Below are 17897 nucleotides of genomic sequence, written 5' to 3'. Positions count from 1 at the left end.
ATCCGCGGTTCTGTATTGCCGGCGTGTTGCGACGCACAATACCCGCTTGTCTTCGCAAGGATCCGGCCCGTGGCGGACACCTCAACCTCAACCAACCCGGTGCTCGACCGCCGCCGCATCGCCCTGATCCTGTTCGCCTTGGCGACCGGTGGTTTTGCGATCGGCACCAGTGAGTTCGCGATGATGGGCTTGATGCCGAGCCTGGTGCTGGGCCTGGATATTACCGAGCCGCAGGTCGGCCATCTGATCAGCGCGTATGCGCTCGGCGTCGTGGTCGGCGCGCCGGTGCTGGCGATCCTCGGGGCGCGGTTGCCGCGGCGCTCGCTGCTGCTGGCGTTGATGGGCTTCTACGCGCTCGGCAATCTGGCGACCGCATTCGCCCCGAACTACCACGCGATGCTGGCGTTCCGCTTTATTGCCGGCCTGCCGCACGGCGCCTTCTTCGGTGTCGCGATGCTGGTCGCCGCCTCCATCAGCCGCCCCGACCAGCGCGGCGCGGCGATCAGCAAGGTCATGCTGGGCCTGTCGATCGCCATCCTGGTCGGCAACCCGCTCGCCACCTGGCTGGGACAGGCCCTGAGCTGGCGTTACACGTTTGCCCTGGTCGCGGTGGTCGCGGTGCTGACAGTCGCGATGATCGCGCGCTTCCTGAGCGCTGATCCCTCCGAGCCACGCCAAAGCCCCTTGCGGGAGCTACGCGCGTTCCACCAGTCGCAAGTGTGGTTGACGCTGCTGATCGGCGCGGTCGGCTTTGCCGGCATGTTCTGCGCCTTCAGCTACCTCGCGCCCACGCTGACCGAAGTGACCGGGGTCACCGACGGCTGGATCCCGATCGCGATGGCGGTGTTCGGCGTCGGCTCGGTCATCGGCAACCTCGCTGGTGGCTGGCTGGTCGACCGCATGCAGTTCCGTGCGACGGCGGTGATCCTGGGCTGGTCGGCGCTGGTGCTGCTGATCTACCCGTTCGCCGCGCACTCGCTGTGGAGCATCCTGCCGGTGGTGGTCGCCCTGGGCACGATGGGCGCATTGGCCCCGGTGCTGCAGACCCGATTGATGGACGTGGCCGGCGAAGCGCAGACCCTGGCCGCCGCCTCCAACCACGCCGCCTTCAACGCCGCGAACGCCCTCGGCCCGTGGCTGGGCGGCATGGCCATCAGCGCCGGATTCGGCTGGACCTCGACCGGTTACGTGGGTGCCGCGACGGCGCTCGGTGGATTGCTGATCTATGGGTGGGCGCGTTGGGATGAGCGGCGGTTGCGCGCGTTGGACGTGGCGTAGCCCATCGTAGAAAGTTGACAATAACCGACTTGTCGAGTTTACTCGGTACTTCTGCAACATAAGTCGGATATTGCCGACATTCCTCGCGACGGCTGCGACCATGACTACAAAGTCGGATAACGCCAACATTTCAACGAGTACGCGTTCGCGTAGCCATGCCGTGCAAGGCAGTCAGCCCGAATTGCTCGAGTTGGGCCATGCGGTGCGCAACGCCCGCGTCGCGATGGGCTTGACCCAGGCCCAACTGTCGCTGGTGTCGGGCACCAGCCGCGACACGATCATTGCGCTGGAAAACGGTCGCAGTGGTGTCTCGTTGGGCAATGCCTTGCAAGTTCTCAAAGGGCTTGGCCTGACCATGACGCTCGAGGAGCGCGCGTAATGCTATGCGTGCGCCACGTCGCCCAGCCCGTTGGTTGGCTGTCGCTTGACGGGCGCGCGCTGCGGTTCGCCTATGACCCGGCGTGGCTGGCACGAGGGGACGCGTTCCCGCTGTCGCCGCGCCTGCCATTGGCCGGGCCGGCCTACGTGGGCGACGAGGTGCTGTTCTTCTTCGCCAACTTGCTACCCGAAGGCAACGTACTCGATACGTTGTGCAAGTTACGGCGCCTGCCGCGAGGCAATGTCTTCCGGATGCTGGAGGCGTTCGGGCGCGAATGCGCGGGTGCGTTCGAACTGGTGCCGGAAGCGGGCTTGGAAGCCGATTTTCCTGGTTCCGAACCGGAGTCCTGCTACCTCCCCTACCCGCCCGTGCAACTGGCAACCGACCTCGCCAGTCTGAGCAACAACGTGCCGTTGCTGCAGAGCCACGACGCATTGCGCCTGTCGCTGGCCGGCGCCCAGAACAAGATTCCGGTTCGTTACACCGACGGCCAGTTGTGGCTGCCAGTTCACGGCGCGCCGTCGACTCACATCCTCAAACCTGCATTGCAGCCCGACTCGTTGCTCCCGGATTCGGTGCTGAATGAGGCCGTCTGCTTGCGCCTGGCCAGAGCCGTGGGTCTCGATGTTGCCGACGTCGAAGTGCTGACCGACCCCGAGCCAGTGCTGCTGATCGCCCGCTACGACCGGGTCGTACAGGACGCGCAGGTCCGGCGGCTGCACCAGCTTGATTTCTGCCAACTCGGTGGCGTCCTCCCGGACCAGAAATACGAGGCCGATGGTGGTCCTGGCGTGCTCGACGTGTTCACCGGCATCGACCGGCACAGCGCCCGGCCCGCACTCGACCGGCTGAAGGCGGTGGACTGGCTGCTTTACAACTTCCTGATCGGCAACGCCGACGCACACGGCAAGAACCTGTCGATGTTGTACGACCATACTGGCCGACTGGGTATCGCGCCCGCGTACGATCTGCTGTCATTGGCTCATTGGCCGCAGCTGTCGCAAAAGATGGCCATGGCCATTGGCGGTGAGAGCCGGCCCGACTGGGTGATGGCACGGCATTGGCAACGCCTGTGCGAGGCTGTCGGCTTGAACATCACCCAGTTGCGCAAGCGTGCGGTCGATCTGGCCAACCGAACGATCCAGCAGCTGCCGGACGTGTTGGATGACCTGCAGGACATTCATTCCGAGCGCTTCGCAGCGCGGCTGGCAGAAACTATCGAGCGACGCGCGAGCTGGATTGAGAACCGGCTGAGTGCTGACGGATAACAAAACTCAACCTGAGTGCCGGCTCCAGAAGGACAAGGTTGATGTTCGCCACCTTGCTGCAGCGCGGTCGGTTATCGGCCTGCAAGTTCAGGCCTCTACCTCTTGCAGGAATAGCGCTTGACCGATTGGTCGTTGAGCAATAGCCTCAGGTACTTAATTTGGTTTCGAGGACGAAACAAATGTCGGATCTGCTATCGGTGTATGACGTTTCCGGCAGGCTCGCATACTCCGAACAGTACGTCAGAAGGCTCTTGCGCGAAGGCCAAATGGCGGGAGAGAAGATCGGAGGGGCTTGGACGATCCGTGAGTCCGCGTTGGAGGCGTACCAGACAGGCAGCGAACCCGAGCTAGAGCCAGTCGAGGATCATCCGCTTCGGCAACGGAAAAAGGGCGGCATCAGAGCCCTTAGCTTCTTCAGTGGGGCGATGGGCCTCGACCTTGGCTTGGAGCGAGCTGGGATCGAGATCTCGCTCGCGTGCGAGTTCGACAAAGCCTGCCGTGCCACGATCCAGGCAAACCGGCCTGACATCGCGTTGCTCAGTGACATCAACGACTACGACGCCGTTCAGATCCGGGAAGCAGCAGGGCTGGGTGCGAAGGAAGAAATCCACCTCATCGCGGGCGGGCCGCCATGCCAGGCGTTCAGTTCGGCCGGGCAACGCAAAGGTTTTGACGATGCCCGCGGCAATGTGTTCCTGAAGTACATCGAGCTTGGGCTTGCATTGCGCCCGCGCTACTTGGTTATCGAGAATGTGCGAGGGCTCCTTTCTGCAGCGCTGAAGCACCGACCCCACGACCAACGAGGGAAGGGCTTCGCGCCGCTGTCAAACGACGAACTGCCGGGCGGCGCATTGGCGCACATCATTGGGATGCTTGATGACGCGGGCTACGGCGTAAGTTTTAATCTGTACAACGCCGCAAACTTTGGCAGCCCGCAAACCCGCGAACGGGTGATCCTCATTGCCGCCCGCGGAGGGCGGATCCTGCCGTTCTTGGCGCCGACACACAGCGACCAAGGCCAGCATGGCTTGCCGCGATGGCGCACCTTCCGGCAGACCGTCAAGGGAATGACGAAGGTAGAGCATGACTTCGTTCGCTTCCCAGAAAAGCGGCTGAAGTACTACCGCATGTTGGAGGCTGGCCAGAATTGGCGTGACCTTCCCCCGAAACTACAAAAAGAGGCACTGGGGAATTCATATTTCGCTGGCGGCGGTAAGACAGGCTTCCTGCGACGGCTCGCCTGGGACAAGCCGGCTCCCACGCTGGTCACACATCCGGCGATGCCTGCCACTGATCTTTGCCATCCCGTTGAAGACCGTCCCCTCAGTGTCCAAGAGTACGCACGGCTACAGGAATTCCCGGATACGTGGCATTTCCGAGGTTCGCTGCTGGAGAGGTATCGTCAGATCGGCAATGCAGTTCCGGCAGGCTTGGGCCACGCGTTGGGTAAGCTTGTCAAAGATGCGCTTGCCGACTCGCCAATAGAGGCAACTACGCCATTCCGCTACTCGCGATACCGAGGTACGGATCACGTTAGCTGGCGGGAAGCGATGAAAAAGCAAGCAGCGTCGTTCGGTTTCTCTAACTAGCCGGTCAAAGTCGAAACCCTCGCTAGCTCGCCAGTGTTACGCGTGGCCGGCTGACCAAAGGTCAAGCGCTGGCGCCCACGTGGAAACCGTATGGGCACTCGTGCGCAACCGCTGTGCGATCCACCGCGCCCGACTTCCTTCCATGCACAATGTCGCCTATGTCTAACAGATGCGAGGCCAGAATGACGAAGGCAAAGAAGGTGACATCGAAGAAGATAAAGCAACCGGGTCCTTCGATTTTCCCCGCCCGCCCGTTGCGTCCTGTCATTGGGATATCCCCGCTCACTGCGAAAGTCGAAGCCCTGCTCGCCGAGTTCTACAGCAGGCGAATAGCAGCGCTAGACACGATCGACCTCGAGAAGACACTGCGTCGTAAGAACCCATATTTGTATAAGGCCACGGGGAAGAACAACGCGGCTGACATCGTTAACGAGCTACTAGTCGCGCACACGAGTAGTTCCGACGAGACCTTATTTGGCAATATATTTTTCGAGCCTCTCGCGCTCTGGGTTGCGCAAGAGAGCTTTCGGAATAACCCCGATTATGCCGTGACGATAAGCCACGGTGAGGGCATCGATATGTCTATCGAGCACTACCATGAGCGAGTATCGCCAATAGCTGTCAAGTCCGGTCCAAACGTCTTCAATGCGGCAAGCAAGAAAAAGCAGGCGCAGAATTTCGTCTCCCTTCGAGCGCGGTTGAGCAAGGCAGGAACGCTCTATGACCCCATCATCGGCTATTGCTACGGAAAGAAAAAACAGAGAATAGGTGGTGCAGGGGCTGGCCAGTATCGAGAACTCGCGGGCCAGATGTTCTGGTTCGAGCTGACAGGGGAGCCAGATTTCTATCTCCGAATCATCGACCTCATGGGGGTGTTGCCCGTGGCACATGCGCCACTTTTTGAGGCTGCATTTGATAGGGCTAGTAATCGGCTCGCTACCGCTTTTCTTAATGGCTTCCAGTTGGAGAGCGGAGCGATCAATTGGGAAAAATTTGCGATGTTCAACAGCGCCGCGGAGGTCAAGATCAAGCTGGATTGACCACCAGACCCATCCGGGATCACGACTGAACCGTCCTTGCAGTGACCATCTGCGACGACGTGGAAGCGTTAACCGACCGACGCTATAAATGGACAAAATGGACAAAATGTCCTAATGTGATCCGCATGCCAATCGGAGCCTCGCCATGTCATCCCCCCAGCCCCTTGATGACGTCCGCCAGCTTGTCGGCGGCGACACGCCGGTTCATTCCGCCTCGGAAGTGAAGAGCGGTTGGAGCGGGATCGTGCGCGAGGCGGTGCGTCACGGCGAGGTTCTCGTCACCCACCACGGCAAGCCGCAGGCGGTGGTGGTGGACGTGGTCGCCTACGCCGCACTGGTGCGGCGGGCGCAGGCCAATGATCCGCTGCAGGTGCTGGTCGCCGACTTCGACCGCAGGCTCGCAGTGCTCAATACCCCGGACGCAGGCAAGCGGTTGCGTCGCGTGGTCGCAGGCGGCATCGCCAGCCCGGCCCGACGACGCATCAGCCCCGTGGCCGACAAGTAATCCATGGCGCCCGAAGTCGCGTCCCCGCGCCCGACCCTGCTGGTGCTGGCGGGCGTGAACGGTGCCGGCAAGAGTTCCGTGGCCGGCGCTTCCCTGCGCAGCCAGGGGCTGGATTACTACAACCCCGACGAGGCCACCGCGCGCCTGCTCGCCGACGGCATCGCTCCCGGCGAAGCGAACGCCGCGGCATGGCAGCACGGTCGGCGCGCGCTCGAGTCCGCCATCGTTGACGGTCACAACTTTGCTTTCGAGACCACGCTGGGCGGCAACACCATTCCCGCGTTGATCGGTCGTGCGTGTGACACGCATGCGGTCACGGTCTGGTTTGTCGGCCTCGACAGCCCGGAACGGCATCTCAGCCGTGTCGCCGCGCGTGTCCTTGCCGGCGGCCACGACATTCCCTCCGACAAGATCCGCGCGCGCTGGGACGATGCCCGCCGCAACCTCATCGCTTTATTGCCTCGCCTGCACGAGCTGCGCGTGTATGACAACAGCCAGGAACAAGCGGACGGCGCCGTCGCGGCGAATCCGTTGTTGCTGTTGCACTGGCGCGGTGAGCGAATCATCGCGCCGGTGCCCGCGCGGCTGCGTCGTACGCCGCAGTGGGCGAAGGTCATCGTTGAGGCTGCGTTGCAGCAACAGGGATAGAGAGGCTGCAGCGCATCAACGCGGCAGTGCCACTACCGGCTCGCCTTCATCCTCCTCGCAGTGCGCCCCGGTCTCCGCCACCGGCGATGGCACCTGCCCGGGCACTTCCGACGGCACCGCAATCGCGTCGGGGTCGACCGGCAGCATCGTCGCCTCGCGCCAGCGACCCCATTTGTAATAGGCCAGCGACAACACCGCCGACACTAACGCGCTGACCGGGAAGCTCCACCAGATCGCGTCCACGCCCATCTCGGGTTGCAGCCAGTTGGCGAACGGCACGCGCACGCCCCATAGCGCCAGGCCGAGGATCACCAGCGGCGGGATCACCGCGCCGGTAGAGCGCACTACGCCGGCGACCACGAACGTCACCCCGAAGAACAGGAACGACCACACCGCGATGTGGTTGAGGTGACGGGCGATCTCCAGCGCTTCGCTGCCGGTGGGCATGAACATCGCCAGGGTGTACTGATCGAGCAGAATCAGCGGAGCGATCAGCGCGCCGGTCAACAGGAAGTTGAAGCCGATGCCGTGGCGGGTCGTTGCTTCCACGCGGTCCCAGCGGCCGGCACCGACGTTCTGCGCGGCCATCGAGGAGCACGCCGCGCCGATCGCCATCGCCGGCATCTGCACGTAGGTCCACAGCTGCAGGGCGGCGCCGTAAGCCGCGGTGGTGAGGGTGCCGTACTGGTTGACCATCGTGATCATTGCGATCATCGCCAACGAGATCATCACCATCTGCAGGCCCATCGGCACACCCTTGACCACCAGCGTGCGCACGATGATCCAGTCGGGCTTGAACAGGTGGCTTTCATCACGACCGATCCACAGCGGGTGGCGCTTGTGCCGCAGCCACGCCAGCATCGCCGCCAGCGCGATGACGTTGGCAATCAGGGTGGCCATCGCGCTGCCCGCCATGCCCATCTCCGGCAGCGGGCCGATCCCGAACATCAGCAGCGGCACCAGCACGATGTCGAGCAGCACCGCGATGAACAGGAACAGGAACGGCGTGCGGGTGTCGCCGGCGCCGCGCAGGATCGCCGACAGGAATGCGAACGCGTAGAGGAACGGCAGCGCCAGGAAGATGATCTTCAGGTAGGCGTCGGCCAGTGGCAGCGCCGCTTCCGGGGTCGACATCCAGACCAGTACATGGCGCGACAGCGGCAACCCGATCGCCGCCAGCGCAATCGAGATGCCGAGGAAGAACGTCGCCGCCGAGCCGATCACCCGGCGTGCTTCCGGCAGGTTCTTCCGGCCCATCGCCTGCCCGACCAGGATGGTCGAAGCCATGCCGAAGCCGAACACCCCGCCCAGTAGCAGGAACATGATGTTGTTGGCGTTGGCGATGGCCGTCAGCGCTTCCTCGCCGAGGAAGCGACCGACCCAGACCGCGTTGACCGAGCCGTTGAGGGACTGCAGCACGTTGCCGCCAAGGATCGGCAGGGCAAACACGAACAGGGTGCGCCCAATCGGGCCTTCGGTAAGGGTGCGTTGTTGGATCATCGGCGCTCCAGGCAGGCGGCCAGCGTAACGGGACACGGTGCATGCAGTGCGAATGCGCAATAATCCGCCATGCTTAGAATCACTGATATCAAACTTCCGCTCGACCACGCCGAATCCGCCCTGGTCGATGCCATCGTGGCCCGCCTCGGCATCACGACCGACGAACTGACCGGTTACACCCTCGCCAAGCGCAGTCACGATGCGCGCCGGCGTGGCGGGATCGTGCTGATCTATTCGGTCGACGTGGACACCCCGCGCGAGGCGGAAGTCCTGCAGCGGCTGGCGCAGGAGGTGCCCGCGCCGGGGGGGCCGAAGGTCGGGCCGACCCCGGACACGACTTACAAGTACGTCGCCCAGGCGCCGGCAAAACTGCCGCTGCGGCCGGTCGTGATCGGCACCGGGCCGTGTGGTCTGTTTGCCGGTTTGGTGCTGGCACAGATGGGCTTCCGGCCGATCATCCTGGAGCGCGGCAAGGCGGTGCGCGAGCGCACGGTGGATACCTTCGGGCTGTGGCGCAAAAAAGTCCTCAACCCCGAGTCCAACGTGCAGTACGGCGAAGGCGGGGCGGGCACGTTTTCGGACGGCAAGTTGTACAGCCAGATCGCCGATCGCCACCACCACGGACGGAAGGTGCTGACCGAGTTCGTCGCAGCCGGTGCGCCGCCGGAAATCCTGTACGTCTCCAAGCCGCATATCGGCACGTTCAAGTTGGTGTCGATGGTGGAGCACATGCGCGCGACCATCGAGTCGCTGGGCGGGGAGATCCGCTTTTCACAACGCGTCGATGACGTGTTGGTGGAGACCGATGCCGCCGGCACCCGGCAGGTACGCGGCGTGATGCTGGAAAGCGGCGAGGAGCTGCGCACCGACCACGTGGTGTTTGCGGTCGGCCACAGCGCTCGCGATACGTTCGAGATGCTGCATCGGCGCGGTGTGTGGCTGGAGGCCAAGCCGTTCTCGATCGGGTTCCGCATCGAGCATCCGCAATCGGTGATCGATACCGCGCGGTTTGGCCCGCAGGCCGGGCATCCGGTGCTGGGCGCAGCGGATTACAAGCTGGTGCACCACTGCAGCAACGGGCGTTCGGTGTACAGCTTCTGCATGTGTCCGGGCGGCACCGTGGTCGCGGCTGCGAGCGAGCCCGGCTGCGTGGTGACCAACGGCATGAGCCAGTACTCACGCAACGAGCGCAACGCGAACGCGGCGATCGTGTGCGGAATCACGCCGGCGGACTTCGCGCCTTATGGCCGACAGGATGGTACCGCCGACCCGTTGGCCGGCATCGCCTTGCAGCGCCATTGGGAGGCGCGCGCATTCGAGCTGGGCGGCGGCGAGTACGAGGCCCCGGCGCAACTGGTCGGCGACTTCCTCCACGGCCGCGCCTCGCAGGAATTCGGCACCGTGCTGCCGTCCTACACCCCGGGGGTACGGCTGGGTGATTTGAGCCAGTCATTGCCCGACTATGCAATTGCGGCGATCCGCGAGGCGCTGCCGGCGTTCCACAAACAGTTGCGCGGCTTTGCGATGGGCGATGCGGTGCTGACCGGGGTCGAGACGCGCACGTCCTCGCCGGTGCGCATGGCGCGCAACGCGGAGGGTCACAGCCTCAATACCCGTGGCCTGTTCCCCGCCGGCGAAGGCGCGGGCTATGCCGGCGGCATTCTTTCGGCGGGCGTGGATGGTATCCGGGCGGCCGAAGCGGTGGCACTGAGCATTGTCGGCTCTGGCGATTCCATCGGTTGACCCCGATGCGGCATGCTGGGTGCATGTCAGACAAGCCGTTTTCCCCTTCTTGCGAGCGCAACCGCGAGCCGATCCTCGCGGTGCTGCGGCGCCATTTTACGGGCCGGCACCAGGTGCTGGAGATCGGTGCTGGCACCGGCCAGCATGCAGTGCATTTCTCTGCGGCGATGCCGTGGCTGGTGTGGCAATGCTCGGATCGGGCCGAGCATCTGCCGGGGATCAGGCAATGGCTGGATGAGGCGGCGTTGGCGAACACGCCGGCGCCGCTGGCCCTGGACGTAAGTGCCAGGCCTTGGCCGGTCCACGCGGTGGGCACGGCTGCGGGGGAAGGGCGTGTCCGGTTCGATGCCGCGTTCACCGCCAATACCTTGCACATCATGGGCTGGGCGGATGTGCAGGCGTTCTTCGACGGGCTCGACGCCGCGTTGGCCGAGGACGCGACGCTGGTCGTGTACGGGCCTTTCAACTACGACGGTGAGTACAGCAGCGACAGCAACCGCGAGTTCGATGGCTGGTTGAAGGCCCGCGATCCGCGCTCGGGTATCCGCGACTTCGAGGCAGTCGACGCGTTGGCGCGTGGGATCGGCCTGCAACTGGTGGAGGACGTGGCGATGCCGGCCAATAACCGGTGCCTGGTCTGGACGCGGCAAGCTACCCGCCCGATTCACCACGCCTAGACCCCCGGTGACGCATCGTCAGGGCATCGGCGTGGACGGAGAGTGGGATGAAAACCAACGGCCCGGTATTCGGCGAGCGGTCCTTCAGCAAGGTGGCAGCGCTGTTTTCCGACGAGGCGGCGGCGCGGCAGGTGGCGGCGCGCTTGCGTAGCGAGCTCGGGCTGGGCGAGCAGCAGGTCCAGGTGGTGACGCCCAGCGATCCGCGGCCTGGTCGCAAGATCGAACCCGACAGCCGCGGTATCTGGCACACCGCGATCAAGGCGCACATCACCTTCGGCCTGATTGGCATCCTGGTCGGGCTGGCGGTGTTCATGGTCTTGTGGGGGATGGGTATCGGCGCGGTCCGAAGCTCGCCGTGGGCGACGGGTGGCGCGCTGGTGTTCTTCGGCGCCGTGTTCGGCCTGTTTGGTGGCGGCTTCGTGACTTTGCGCCCGGACCAGGACGTGCTGATCAACCAGGTCCGCGAAGCGATCGAAAACGGGCGCTTCGCGGTCGTCGCCCATCCCGAAAACCACGAGCAACGCGACCGCATCACCGCGATGCTGGAAGCGGCATCGGACGAGGTCGTCGGCACGCTGTAGCACGCGGTCATCGGCCATGCCATTTGGCAGGCGCGCGCGGGTGACCGGCTAGTAGGATGGGGCGGTTGCTTTCCCGGGGGTTTGCCGATGTCGCGGTTGCGTTGCTTGTCTGTCCTGTCGCCGGTGCTGGTCGCCGCGTTGTTGCCTTGCTCCTTCGCCGTGGCCCAGCAGTCACCGCCTGCCACCGCGCCGACCGTTGTATCGGCACCATCGTCGCCGGCAACGGCACCGCTCGACCAGCCATACCCGGGCACGCTGTCGGTCACCGTTGATGCGACCGACCTGGCGCGACGGGTGTTCCATGTGCGCCAGAGCATTCCGGTGCAGGTCGGGACCATGCGATTGCTGTTTCCCAAGTGGATCCCGGGCAAGCACCGTCCGGCCGGGCCGATCCGCAAGTTGGCGGGACTGACGATCCACGGCAATGGCCAGGCGATCCAGTGGCAGCGCGACCCGACTGACGTCTACGCCTTCCAGCTCGACGTCCCCGCCGGTGTGGCCACGCTGGAGATCGAGTTCGACCTGCTTACCCCGACCGCCGGCAACCAGGGCCGGGTGGTGATGACGCAAGACATGCTCAACGTGCAGTGGGGCTCGGTGGCGCTGTATCCGGCCGGTTACTACACCCGCCAGATCCAGATCCGCCCGACCTTGGTGCTGCCCGCCGGGTGGCAGGCCGGCACCGCGCTGGAGCTGCAATCGCGCGCTGGCGACACCTTGCACTACGGCACGGTCAGCTTCGAGGTGCTGCAGGATTCGCCGGTTTACGCCGGGCGCCACTTCCGCCAGGTCGACCTGGATCCGGGCGCGGAGCGGCCAGTGCGTTTCGACATCATTGCCGATTCGGCCAAGTACCTGGAGGCTACCGAGGAGCAGTTGGACAAGCATCGCGCGCTGGTCGAGCAGGCCTACAAGCTGTTCGATTCGCAGCACTACGACCATTACGACCTGCTGTTTTCGCTGTCGGACCGGATGGGCGGACAAGGGCTGGAGCACCAGCGCTCCAGCGAGAACGGGGTGAAGCCGGGCTACTTCACCGAATGGGACAAACACGTGGCCAGCCGCGACCTGCTGCCGCACGAGTTCGTGCATTCCTGGAATGGCAAGTTCCGTCGCCCGGCGGGATTGGCAACGCCGAACTTCCACGTGCCGATGGACGGCAGCCTGCTCTGGGTCTACGAAGGCCAGACCCAGTATTGGGGCATGGTGCTGGCGGCGCGCTCGGGGTTGTGGGACAAGGACGCCGCGCTGGGGGCACTGGCGCTGGTGGCCGCCACCTACGCCACCGACCGCCCGGGCCTGCAGTGGCGCACCGTCCAGGACACCACCTACGACCCGGTGATTGCCGAGCGCCAGCCGCAGCCGTACCGCAGTTACCAGATGAGCGAGGACTACTACAACGCCGGCGCGTTGATCTGGCTGGCGGTCGACAGCAAGCTGCGCGAGCTGAGTGGCGGACGCAAGTCGCTGGATGATTTTGCCAGTGCATTCTTCGGCATCCAGGATGGCAGTTGGGAGGTCGTGCCCTATGAGTTCCAGGACGTGGTCGAGGCACTGGATGGTGTCGCTGCACACGACTGGGCCGGTTTCCTGCGCAGCCGCCTGGATGCCCACTCAGCGCCGCTGGACGGGCTTGCCGCGGCAGGTTGGAAGCTGGTCTACACCGACAAGCCGTCGGACTACCACAAGAGCTTGCTCGCCTCGCGCAAGGCCGCGGACTACACCGCGTCGCTGGGGATGATGCTGGCCAGCAGTGGCGGCAAGGTCAACGCGGTGCGCTGGGATGGGCCGGCATTCAACGCCGGCATCGCCACTGGCAGCACCTTGCTGGCAGTGAACGGCTACGCGTTCGAGACCGGCTTGCTGGACGACGCGATCAAGGCCGCCCACGCGGACGGCACGCCGATCGAGTTGGTGGTCAAGCATGGCGAGGTCGTGCGTACGCTCACGCTGGACTACCGCGACGGGCTGAAGTATCCGCACCTGGAGCGGATCGCCGGTAGCAAGGATCGCTTGAGCCGGATCCTCGCGCCACTGTGAAGCCGGCCATCGCAACCAGCTATCATGCAGGTGAAATCAGGGGGAGTGCGTATGAAAATCAGTAACCGGCCCTTCGCGGGCGTGGTACTCACGGCATGCCTGGCACTTGCTGGAACGGTCTCGGCACAAACCGCCACGATGCCGTTGATGCCAATCTCGGAGTTCTATTTCGCCGAGGACGCGCGTACCACCCAACCCGTGGTGGCCGTCAGGGGCGAAGGTGAGGTAGTCACCCAGAAGCTGGTCAAGGTGCTTGCGCGCAATCCGCGGGCGAAGAAAGAGACGGCACAGCTGGCCCACATTGCGTTGGCCGGCGGCCGCTCGGGATTGGGTGTGGAGTTGTACCAGCGCCTGCTTGGCCAGATGGACATCAATGACGGCCTGTACCGGACGGTGATGTGGAATTACGGCTGGGATCTGTACCGCAGCGGTGACCACGCCGGCGCGTTGACCCAGTGGGAGAGCTTGCTGAAATCGCGCAACATCACGGCTGACTGGATGCCGATGACGCTTGCCTTGGCACTGTGGCAGCTCGACCGCCGCGACGAGGCGGTGCATTGGTACGCGGCCGGTGTGCGCACCCATCCGGCCAAGTGGCGCTCGTCCGACACCCTCGCATCGGCACTGCCCGATTGGAATGCCGATGAGTTGGCAGTGCTGTCCCAGGTGCAACAGGCGTGGGCGGCCAATCCGCCCGAATGGCGCTGACAACCTGGCTATAGCGCCGTTCGCTTCCGGCCCGGTGTACGCTGCAGGCTGTAGCCTCTGACGCTGCGGTAGCCGTGAATCTGGGAGACGCAATGAAGACCGTGCTGGTGGCCAGTTCCAAGGGCGGGGTAGGCAAGACCACCATCGCCGCCCATCTTGCCGCGCAGGCCGCCCTGGCCGGCGCAAACACGGTGTTGGTCGACGCCGATCCGCAGGGCTCGGCTCGTCGCTGGGCCGAACGTCGCTCGGTGCTGGACAGCGCGGTGTTGCCGGTCGATGGCACCCGTCGAGGAACGTGGCGCGCTCGGCTGCCAGCCGATACCGACCTGGTCATCGTGGACGCCGCCGCCGGTGCGATGGCGCGTGAGCTGGAGACATTCCTCGACGTCGCCGCCGCGGTCGTGGTTCCGGTGCAGCCTTCCACATTTGATATCGAGGCCAGCGTGCCGTTCCTGGATTCACTTGCCCAACACCCGCGCGTGCGCCGCGGTGAGTTGCGGGTCGGCCTGGTCGCCAATCGCCTGCGCCCCTGGACCACGGTCTCCCGGGAAGCGCTCGAGCTACTGGAGCAATGGCCGTATCCGCTGGTCGCCCAGTTGCGCGACAGCCAGGCCTATGTGGTCTTGAGCGGCTTGGGAAAGAGCCTGTTCGATTACCACTCCATGCATGTGCGCGAGCATCAGGCCGATTGGAAGCCGCTGCTGAAATGGCTGAAGAAATGACGCGCCGCCTGTTTGCTCCGCACTCGACTCCGGGGCGTGGCTACCTGCGCCGACTTTCCGCTTGAACCTTCCGCTTCGATGAGGTCCCGCCATGCGTGAATTGATCCTGCTCCGTCATGCCCATGCCGATCACGGCGCCACCGGCCACGCCGACATGGACAGGCCATTGTCCTCGGAAGGCTGGGCCGAGGCCGAGGCTGCCGGACATTGGCTGGCGGCGCAGAAGCTGGTGCCAGACTGCGTGTTGTGCTCTCCTGCGCGCCGCACCCGGGAGACCCTGGAGGCCGTACTGGGGGTGATCGGGTACGTCGAGCAGCGTGTCGATGACAGCATCTACGGCGCCGACCCCGGCGCATTGATCGCATTGGCGGACGCCCACCGCGATGTTGGGCGCCTGCTGCTGGTGGGCCACAACCCGGGTCTGGAGCAGTTGGCGGCGTTGCTGCACAGCGGCCAGTCCGGCGACTATCGCGGCATGGCCTCGGGTGGGATCGCGGTGTTGACCATTCCCGATGACCGTCGGCTCGAGCCGGGCGTGGCCCAGCTCAGCGCTTTCTGGTGGCCGTGAGCCCGAGTTACGTATGGCTTGGATGGATTGCGACAGCGCTGTTGGCAATGGCGTCGGCGTTGCCCGCGCATGCCGGCGCAACCGACCCGGCGCCGCCGGGACCGGTGGACACTGGCGGCGATGCCGCCGACGAGATGGGGTTTGATCCACTCAACACTCAATTTAGTTTCGAACTGCGCACCCGCTGGGGACAGCACGTGCAAGGCCGGTTCCCGGTTTATGACGGGGCCAAGGTGACCTTGCCTGACGGTCGCAGCCAGATTTATGTTCGCTTGGCGACCAATGCCGTGGAGGTGACCGATTCCCTTCGCTATAGCGAGCTGGCCCGCGGAGAAGGGTTCTTTGATGCGCAGCGCTACCCGGTGATCGAGTTCGTGTCCGAGCCGCTTGGTGTCGCGCTTGGCCACGACGGTGGCAAGTTTCGGGGTCGGCTCAGCATGCACGGAGTCAGTCGGATAGAGACATTCACGCTGGCGCCGTCCACCTGCATGCGGCCGGCGATGGGGTGTGATGCGGTCGCCGTGGGCAGCGTCAGCCGGCGCGATTACGGACTCGATGGCTGGCGGCTGATGTTGACCGACCAGGTGCAGTTCACCATGCGCGTGCGTTTGCGCGAACCGACACCGACGCCATGAACGCTGCCACGCAAGGCCGTGCGGCCTGGCTGTTGCGGCCGGCCATCGTACTGCTGGCGCTGGCCCTGGGGGCGTGCGCAAGCCTGACACCGCAACAGGCCACTCGCGCCAGCGCGGTTGCCCAGGCCGCGCGCTCGACCCAGTCGAGCTGCGATGCCATCGACGCTTGCGCCCAGCCGTCACCACTACGTGCGCTGGCTGGAAAGGCATTCAGCGAGTCCACGGCGGAGCAACCGCGGCACTACGCATTGCTTCTGGATCGCGGCACCAACGCAATGCTGGCGCGAATCAACCTGATCCGCAGCGCCACCACCGCCATCGACCTGCAGACCTACATCTACGACGCGGACGATGCCGGGCGACTGGTGCTGGACGAGTTGTTGATTGCCGCCCGTCGCGGGGTCCGGGTGCGGTTGTTGATGGACCAGTTGGCGGCGCTGCAGAATGCAGAAACCCTCGCCGCACTTGCAGGCGTCCACCAGAATTTCGAGGTCAAGCTGTACAACCCGGTGCTGCATCGGGCCAGGATCAGCTATCCGCAGTACCTGCTTGCCGCCGCCTGTTGCTGGCGCCAGCTCAACCAGCGCATGCACACCAAGCTGCTGTTGGTGGATGGGGCGATCGGGATCACCGGCGGACGTAACTACCAGGACGCTTATTACGACTGGGACGAGCAGTACAACTTCCGTGATCGCGACGTCCTGGTCGCCGGGCCGGTGGCGCGGGCCATGGCGGTCGACTTCGGCAGGTTCTGGGATGACTCGCGCAGCGTTCCTCCGGCACGGCTGGCCGATGTCGGCCGGGCCTTGCTCGAGCGCGGCGTGCCGGTCCTGCCCACCTACCAGTTCGAGCGCCCGCAACGTGCCCAGGCGATGCGCGACGATGCAAGCGATCGCGCGGTCGTGCAGGCGCGTCTGGTGGACCGCGCGCTCGCGGTGGGCAAGATCCACTACGTTTCCGATGGGCCGGACAAACACCATGCCGAGGTACCGGCGAATTTTGCCGCGGCGTCCCACTCATTGGGCCGGCTGATCGCGTCGGCACAGGAAGAAGTGCTGCTGCAGACGCCGTACCTGGTGCTGTCCAAACCCGCCCAGGGCTTGTTCGAACGCCTGCACGACCGTGCCGACGCGCCGCGGGTGGTGGTCTCGACCAACAGCCTGGCCGCGACCGATGCATTCTTCGCTTATGCGCTGTCCTACAAATACAAACGCCGCTACCTGCGCGATTTTGGCTTCCAGATCTACGAGTACAAGCCGTTCCCCAAAGACGCGCCGATCGACCTGTCGACGACCGGCGCTGTGTTGCCCGACTACGTGCCCGAGTCGATCCAGCCGGCAGCGCCGCCGACCACGCGGCCCGACCGCAACAGTGTGCTGCGCTCGGCCCGCTATCGGCGGCCATTGCAATCGGAATACGGCGCTACCCGCTACTTCCGCCGCCGCGCCAACGAGCCGGTGCCGCTGAAACGTGCCGGGGTGCGCATGGGGATGCATGCCAAGTCATTGGTGATCGATCGCCGGATCGGCGTGGTGGGGACGCACAACTTCGATCCGCGCGGGGACGTCTACAACACCGAGAGCGCGGTGATCATCGATGACATCGCGTTTGCCCGAGCGCTCGCGGCCAGCATCCGGCGCGACACCAGTCCGGCCAATTCCTGGGTGATCGCCCCGCGCGACAAGCCGCCGGTGTTCTCTGGACTGGAGTACTCGTTGGGGAAAATTTCCGAGTACCTGCCCATTTTCGATCTGTGGCCGACGCGGTACGCGACCAGCTACGAGTACGAGCCCAGCCCGGAATGTCCGGCTCCGCTGCCACCCGACGACCCGCGCTTTCGTGCCTGCTATCGGCCGGTGGGTGACTTCCCGGAAGTAAACCTTGTGGGCAAGGGGCTGCCGACGCGACTGTTTACCGCCTTCGGCGCGGGCCTGGCGCCCATCCTGTAACGCGCGTTCCCCCGGCCTCATCGGCATTCCGCAAACGCACCCCTGTCGTTAGTTGGGTGACTTCTGG

At 64.7% G+C, this 17897-nt stretch carries 17 protein-coding genes; 16 read left to right on the top strand and 1 reads right to left on the bottom strand.

Annotated elements, in window-relative coordinates; all coding sequences use genetic code 11:
• Nucleotides 1-69: 69 nt before the first annotated feature.
• The 7 genes from ACW5DN_RS10960 to ACW5DN_RS10930 all read left to right on the top strand — a co-directional run bounded on the left by ACW5DN_RS10960 (nt 70) and on the right by ACW5DN_RS10930 (nt 6707).
• Nucleotides 70-1278: an MFS transporter gene (locus ACW5DN_RS10960; protein ID WP_456962696.1), complete on the top strand. Its 1209-nt coding sequence runs from the start codon at nt 70-72 to the stop codon at nt 1276-1278.
• A 100-nt stretch (nt 1279-1378) separates the two neighbouring features.
• Nucleotides 1379-1657 (top strand): helix-turn-helix domain-containing protein, encoded by a 279-nt coding sequence (locus ACW5DN_RS10955; protein WP_456962695.1) that lies wholly within the window; start codon nt 1379-1381, stop codon nt 1655-1657.
• Nucleotides 1657-2925: a HipA domain-containing protein gene (locus tag ACW5DN_RS10950; RefSeq protein WP_456962694.1), complete on the top strand. Its 1269-nt coding sequence runs from the start codon at nt 1657-1659 to the stop codon at nt 2923-2925. Before ACW5DN_RS10955 ends, ACW5DN_RS10950 begins: the two co-directional genes overlap by 1 nt.
• A gap of 179 nt (nt 2926-3104) precedes the next feature.
• Nucleotides 3105-4514, top strand: coding sequence for a DNA cytosine methyltransferase (locus tag ACW5DN_RS10945; protein ID WP_456962693.1), 1410 nt, complete (start codon nt 3105-3107; stop codon nt 4512-4514).
• 182 nt (nt 4515-4696) lie between these two features.
• Nucleotides 4697-5554: a PmeII family type II restriction endonuclease gene (locus tag ACW5DN_RS10940; RefSeq protein WP_456962692.1), complete on the top strand. Its 858-nt coding sequence runs from the start codon at nt 4697-4699 to the stop codon at nt 5552-5554.
• Nucleotides 5555-5699: 145 nt separating this feature from the next.
• Nucleotides 5700-6059, top strand: coding sequence for a type II toxin-antitoxin system prevent-host-death family antitoxin (locus ACW5DN_RS10935; RefSeq protein WP_456962691.1), 360 nt, complete (start codon nt 5700-5702; stop codon nt 6057-6059).
• A 3-nt stretch (nt 6060-6062) separates the two neighbouring features.
• Nucleotides 6063-6707 (top strand): hypothetical protein, encoded by a 645-nt coding sequence (locus ACW5DN_RS10930; protein ID WP_456962690.1) that lies wholly within the window; start codon nt 6063-6065, stop codon nt 6705-6707.
• Between the two features lie 15 nt (nt 6708-6722).
• Here the strand turns inward: ACW5DN_RS10930 and ACW5DN_RS10925 are convergent, their stop codons facing one another.
• Nucleotides 6723-8207, bottom strand: a complete 1485-nt coding sequence (locus ACW5DN_RS10925; RefSeq protein ID WP_456962689.1) for an MATE family efflux transporter — start codon at nt 8205-8207, stop codon at nt 6723-6725.
• Between the two features lie 69 nt (nt 8208-8276).
• Between ACW5DN_RS10925 and ACW5DN_RS10920 the strand changes: the two genes are divergently transcribed.
• The 9 genes from ACW5DN_RS10920 to ACW5DN_RS10880 all read left to right on the top strand — a co-directional run bounded on the left by ACW5DN_RS10920 (nt 8277) and on the right by ACW5DN_RS10880 (nt 17830).
• On the top strand, nt 8277-9950 hold the full coding sequence (locus ACW5DN_RS10920; protein WP_456962688.1) for an NAD(P)/FAD-dependent oxidoreductase: 1674 nt from the start codon (nt 8277-8279) through the stop codon (nt 9948-9950).
• A 23-nt stretch (nt 9951-9973) separates the two neighbouring features.
• A complete protein-coding gene (locus ACW5DN_RS10915) occupies nt 9974-10627 on the top strand; it encodes a DUF938 domain-containing protein (RefSeq protein WP_456962687.1) in 654 nt (217 codons plus the stop codon).
• A gap of 47 nt (nt 10628-10674) precedes the next feature.
• Complete coding sequence (locus ACW5DN_RS10910; protein ID WP_456962686.1) at nt 10675-11208, top strand: hypothetical protein; 534 nt, start codon at nt 10675-10677, stop codon at nt 11206-11208.
• A gap of 87 nt (nt 11209-11295) precedes the next feature.
• The gene (locus ACW5DN_RS10905; RefSeq protein WP_456962685.1) at nt 11296-13248 is read left to right on the top strand and encodes a M61 family metallopeptidase; all 1953 of its coding nucleotides are present in this window, start codon (nt 11296-11298) and stop codon (nt 13246-13248) included.
• A 51-nt stretch (nt 13249-13299) separates the two neighbouring features.
• Nucleotides 13300-13956: a tetratricopeptide repeat protein gene (locus ACW5DN_RS10900; RefSeq protein ID WP_456962684.1), complete on the top strand. Its 657-nt coding sequence runs from the start codon at nt 13300-13302 to the stop codon at nt 13954-13956.
• A 92-nt stretch (nt 13957-14048) separates the two neighbouring features.
• Nucleotides 14049-14678 (top strand): nucleotide-binding protein, encoded by a 630-nt coding sequence (locus ACW5DN_RS10895; protein WP_456962683.1) that lies wholly within the window; start codon nt 14049-14051, stop codon nt 14676-14678.
• Nucleotides 14679-14769: 91 nt separating this feature from the next.
• The gene (locus tag ACW5DN_RS10890) at nt 14770-15246 is read left to right on the top strand and encodes a SixA phosphatase family protein (protein WP_456962682.1); all 477 of its coding nucleotides are present in this window, start codon (nt 14770-14772) and stop codon (nt 15244-15246) included.
• A gap of 47 nt (nt 15247-15293) precedes the next feature.
• Nucleotides 15294-15881, top strand: coding sequence for a YceI family protein (locus ACW5DN_RS10885; protein ID WP_456962681.1), 588 nt, complete (start codon nt 15294-15296; stop codon nt 15879-15881).
• On the top strand, nt 15878-17830 hold the full coding sequence (locus ACW5DN_RS10880; protein WP_456962680.1) for a phospholipase D family protein: 1953 nt from the start codon (nt 15878-15880) through the stop codon (nt 17828-17830). Before ACW5DN_RS10885 ends, ACW5DN_RS10880 begins: the two co-directional genes overlap by 4 nt.
• Nucleotides 17831-17897: the final 67 nt, after the last annotated feature.

The organism is Lysobacter sp. A289 (assembly GCF_054072675.1).
Note: the sequence above shows the minus strand (reverse complement) of the source record. Positions and strands in the feature narration are given on the sequence as shown.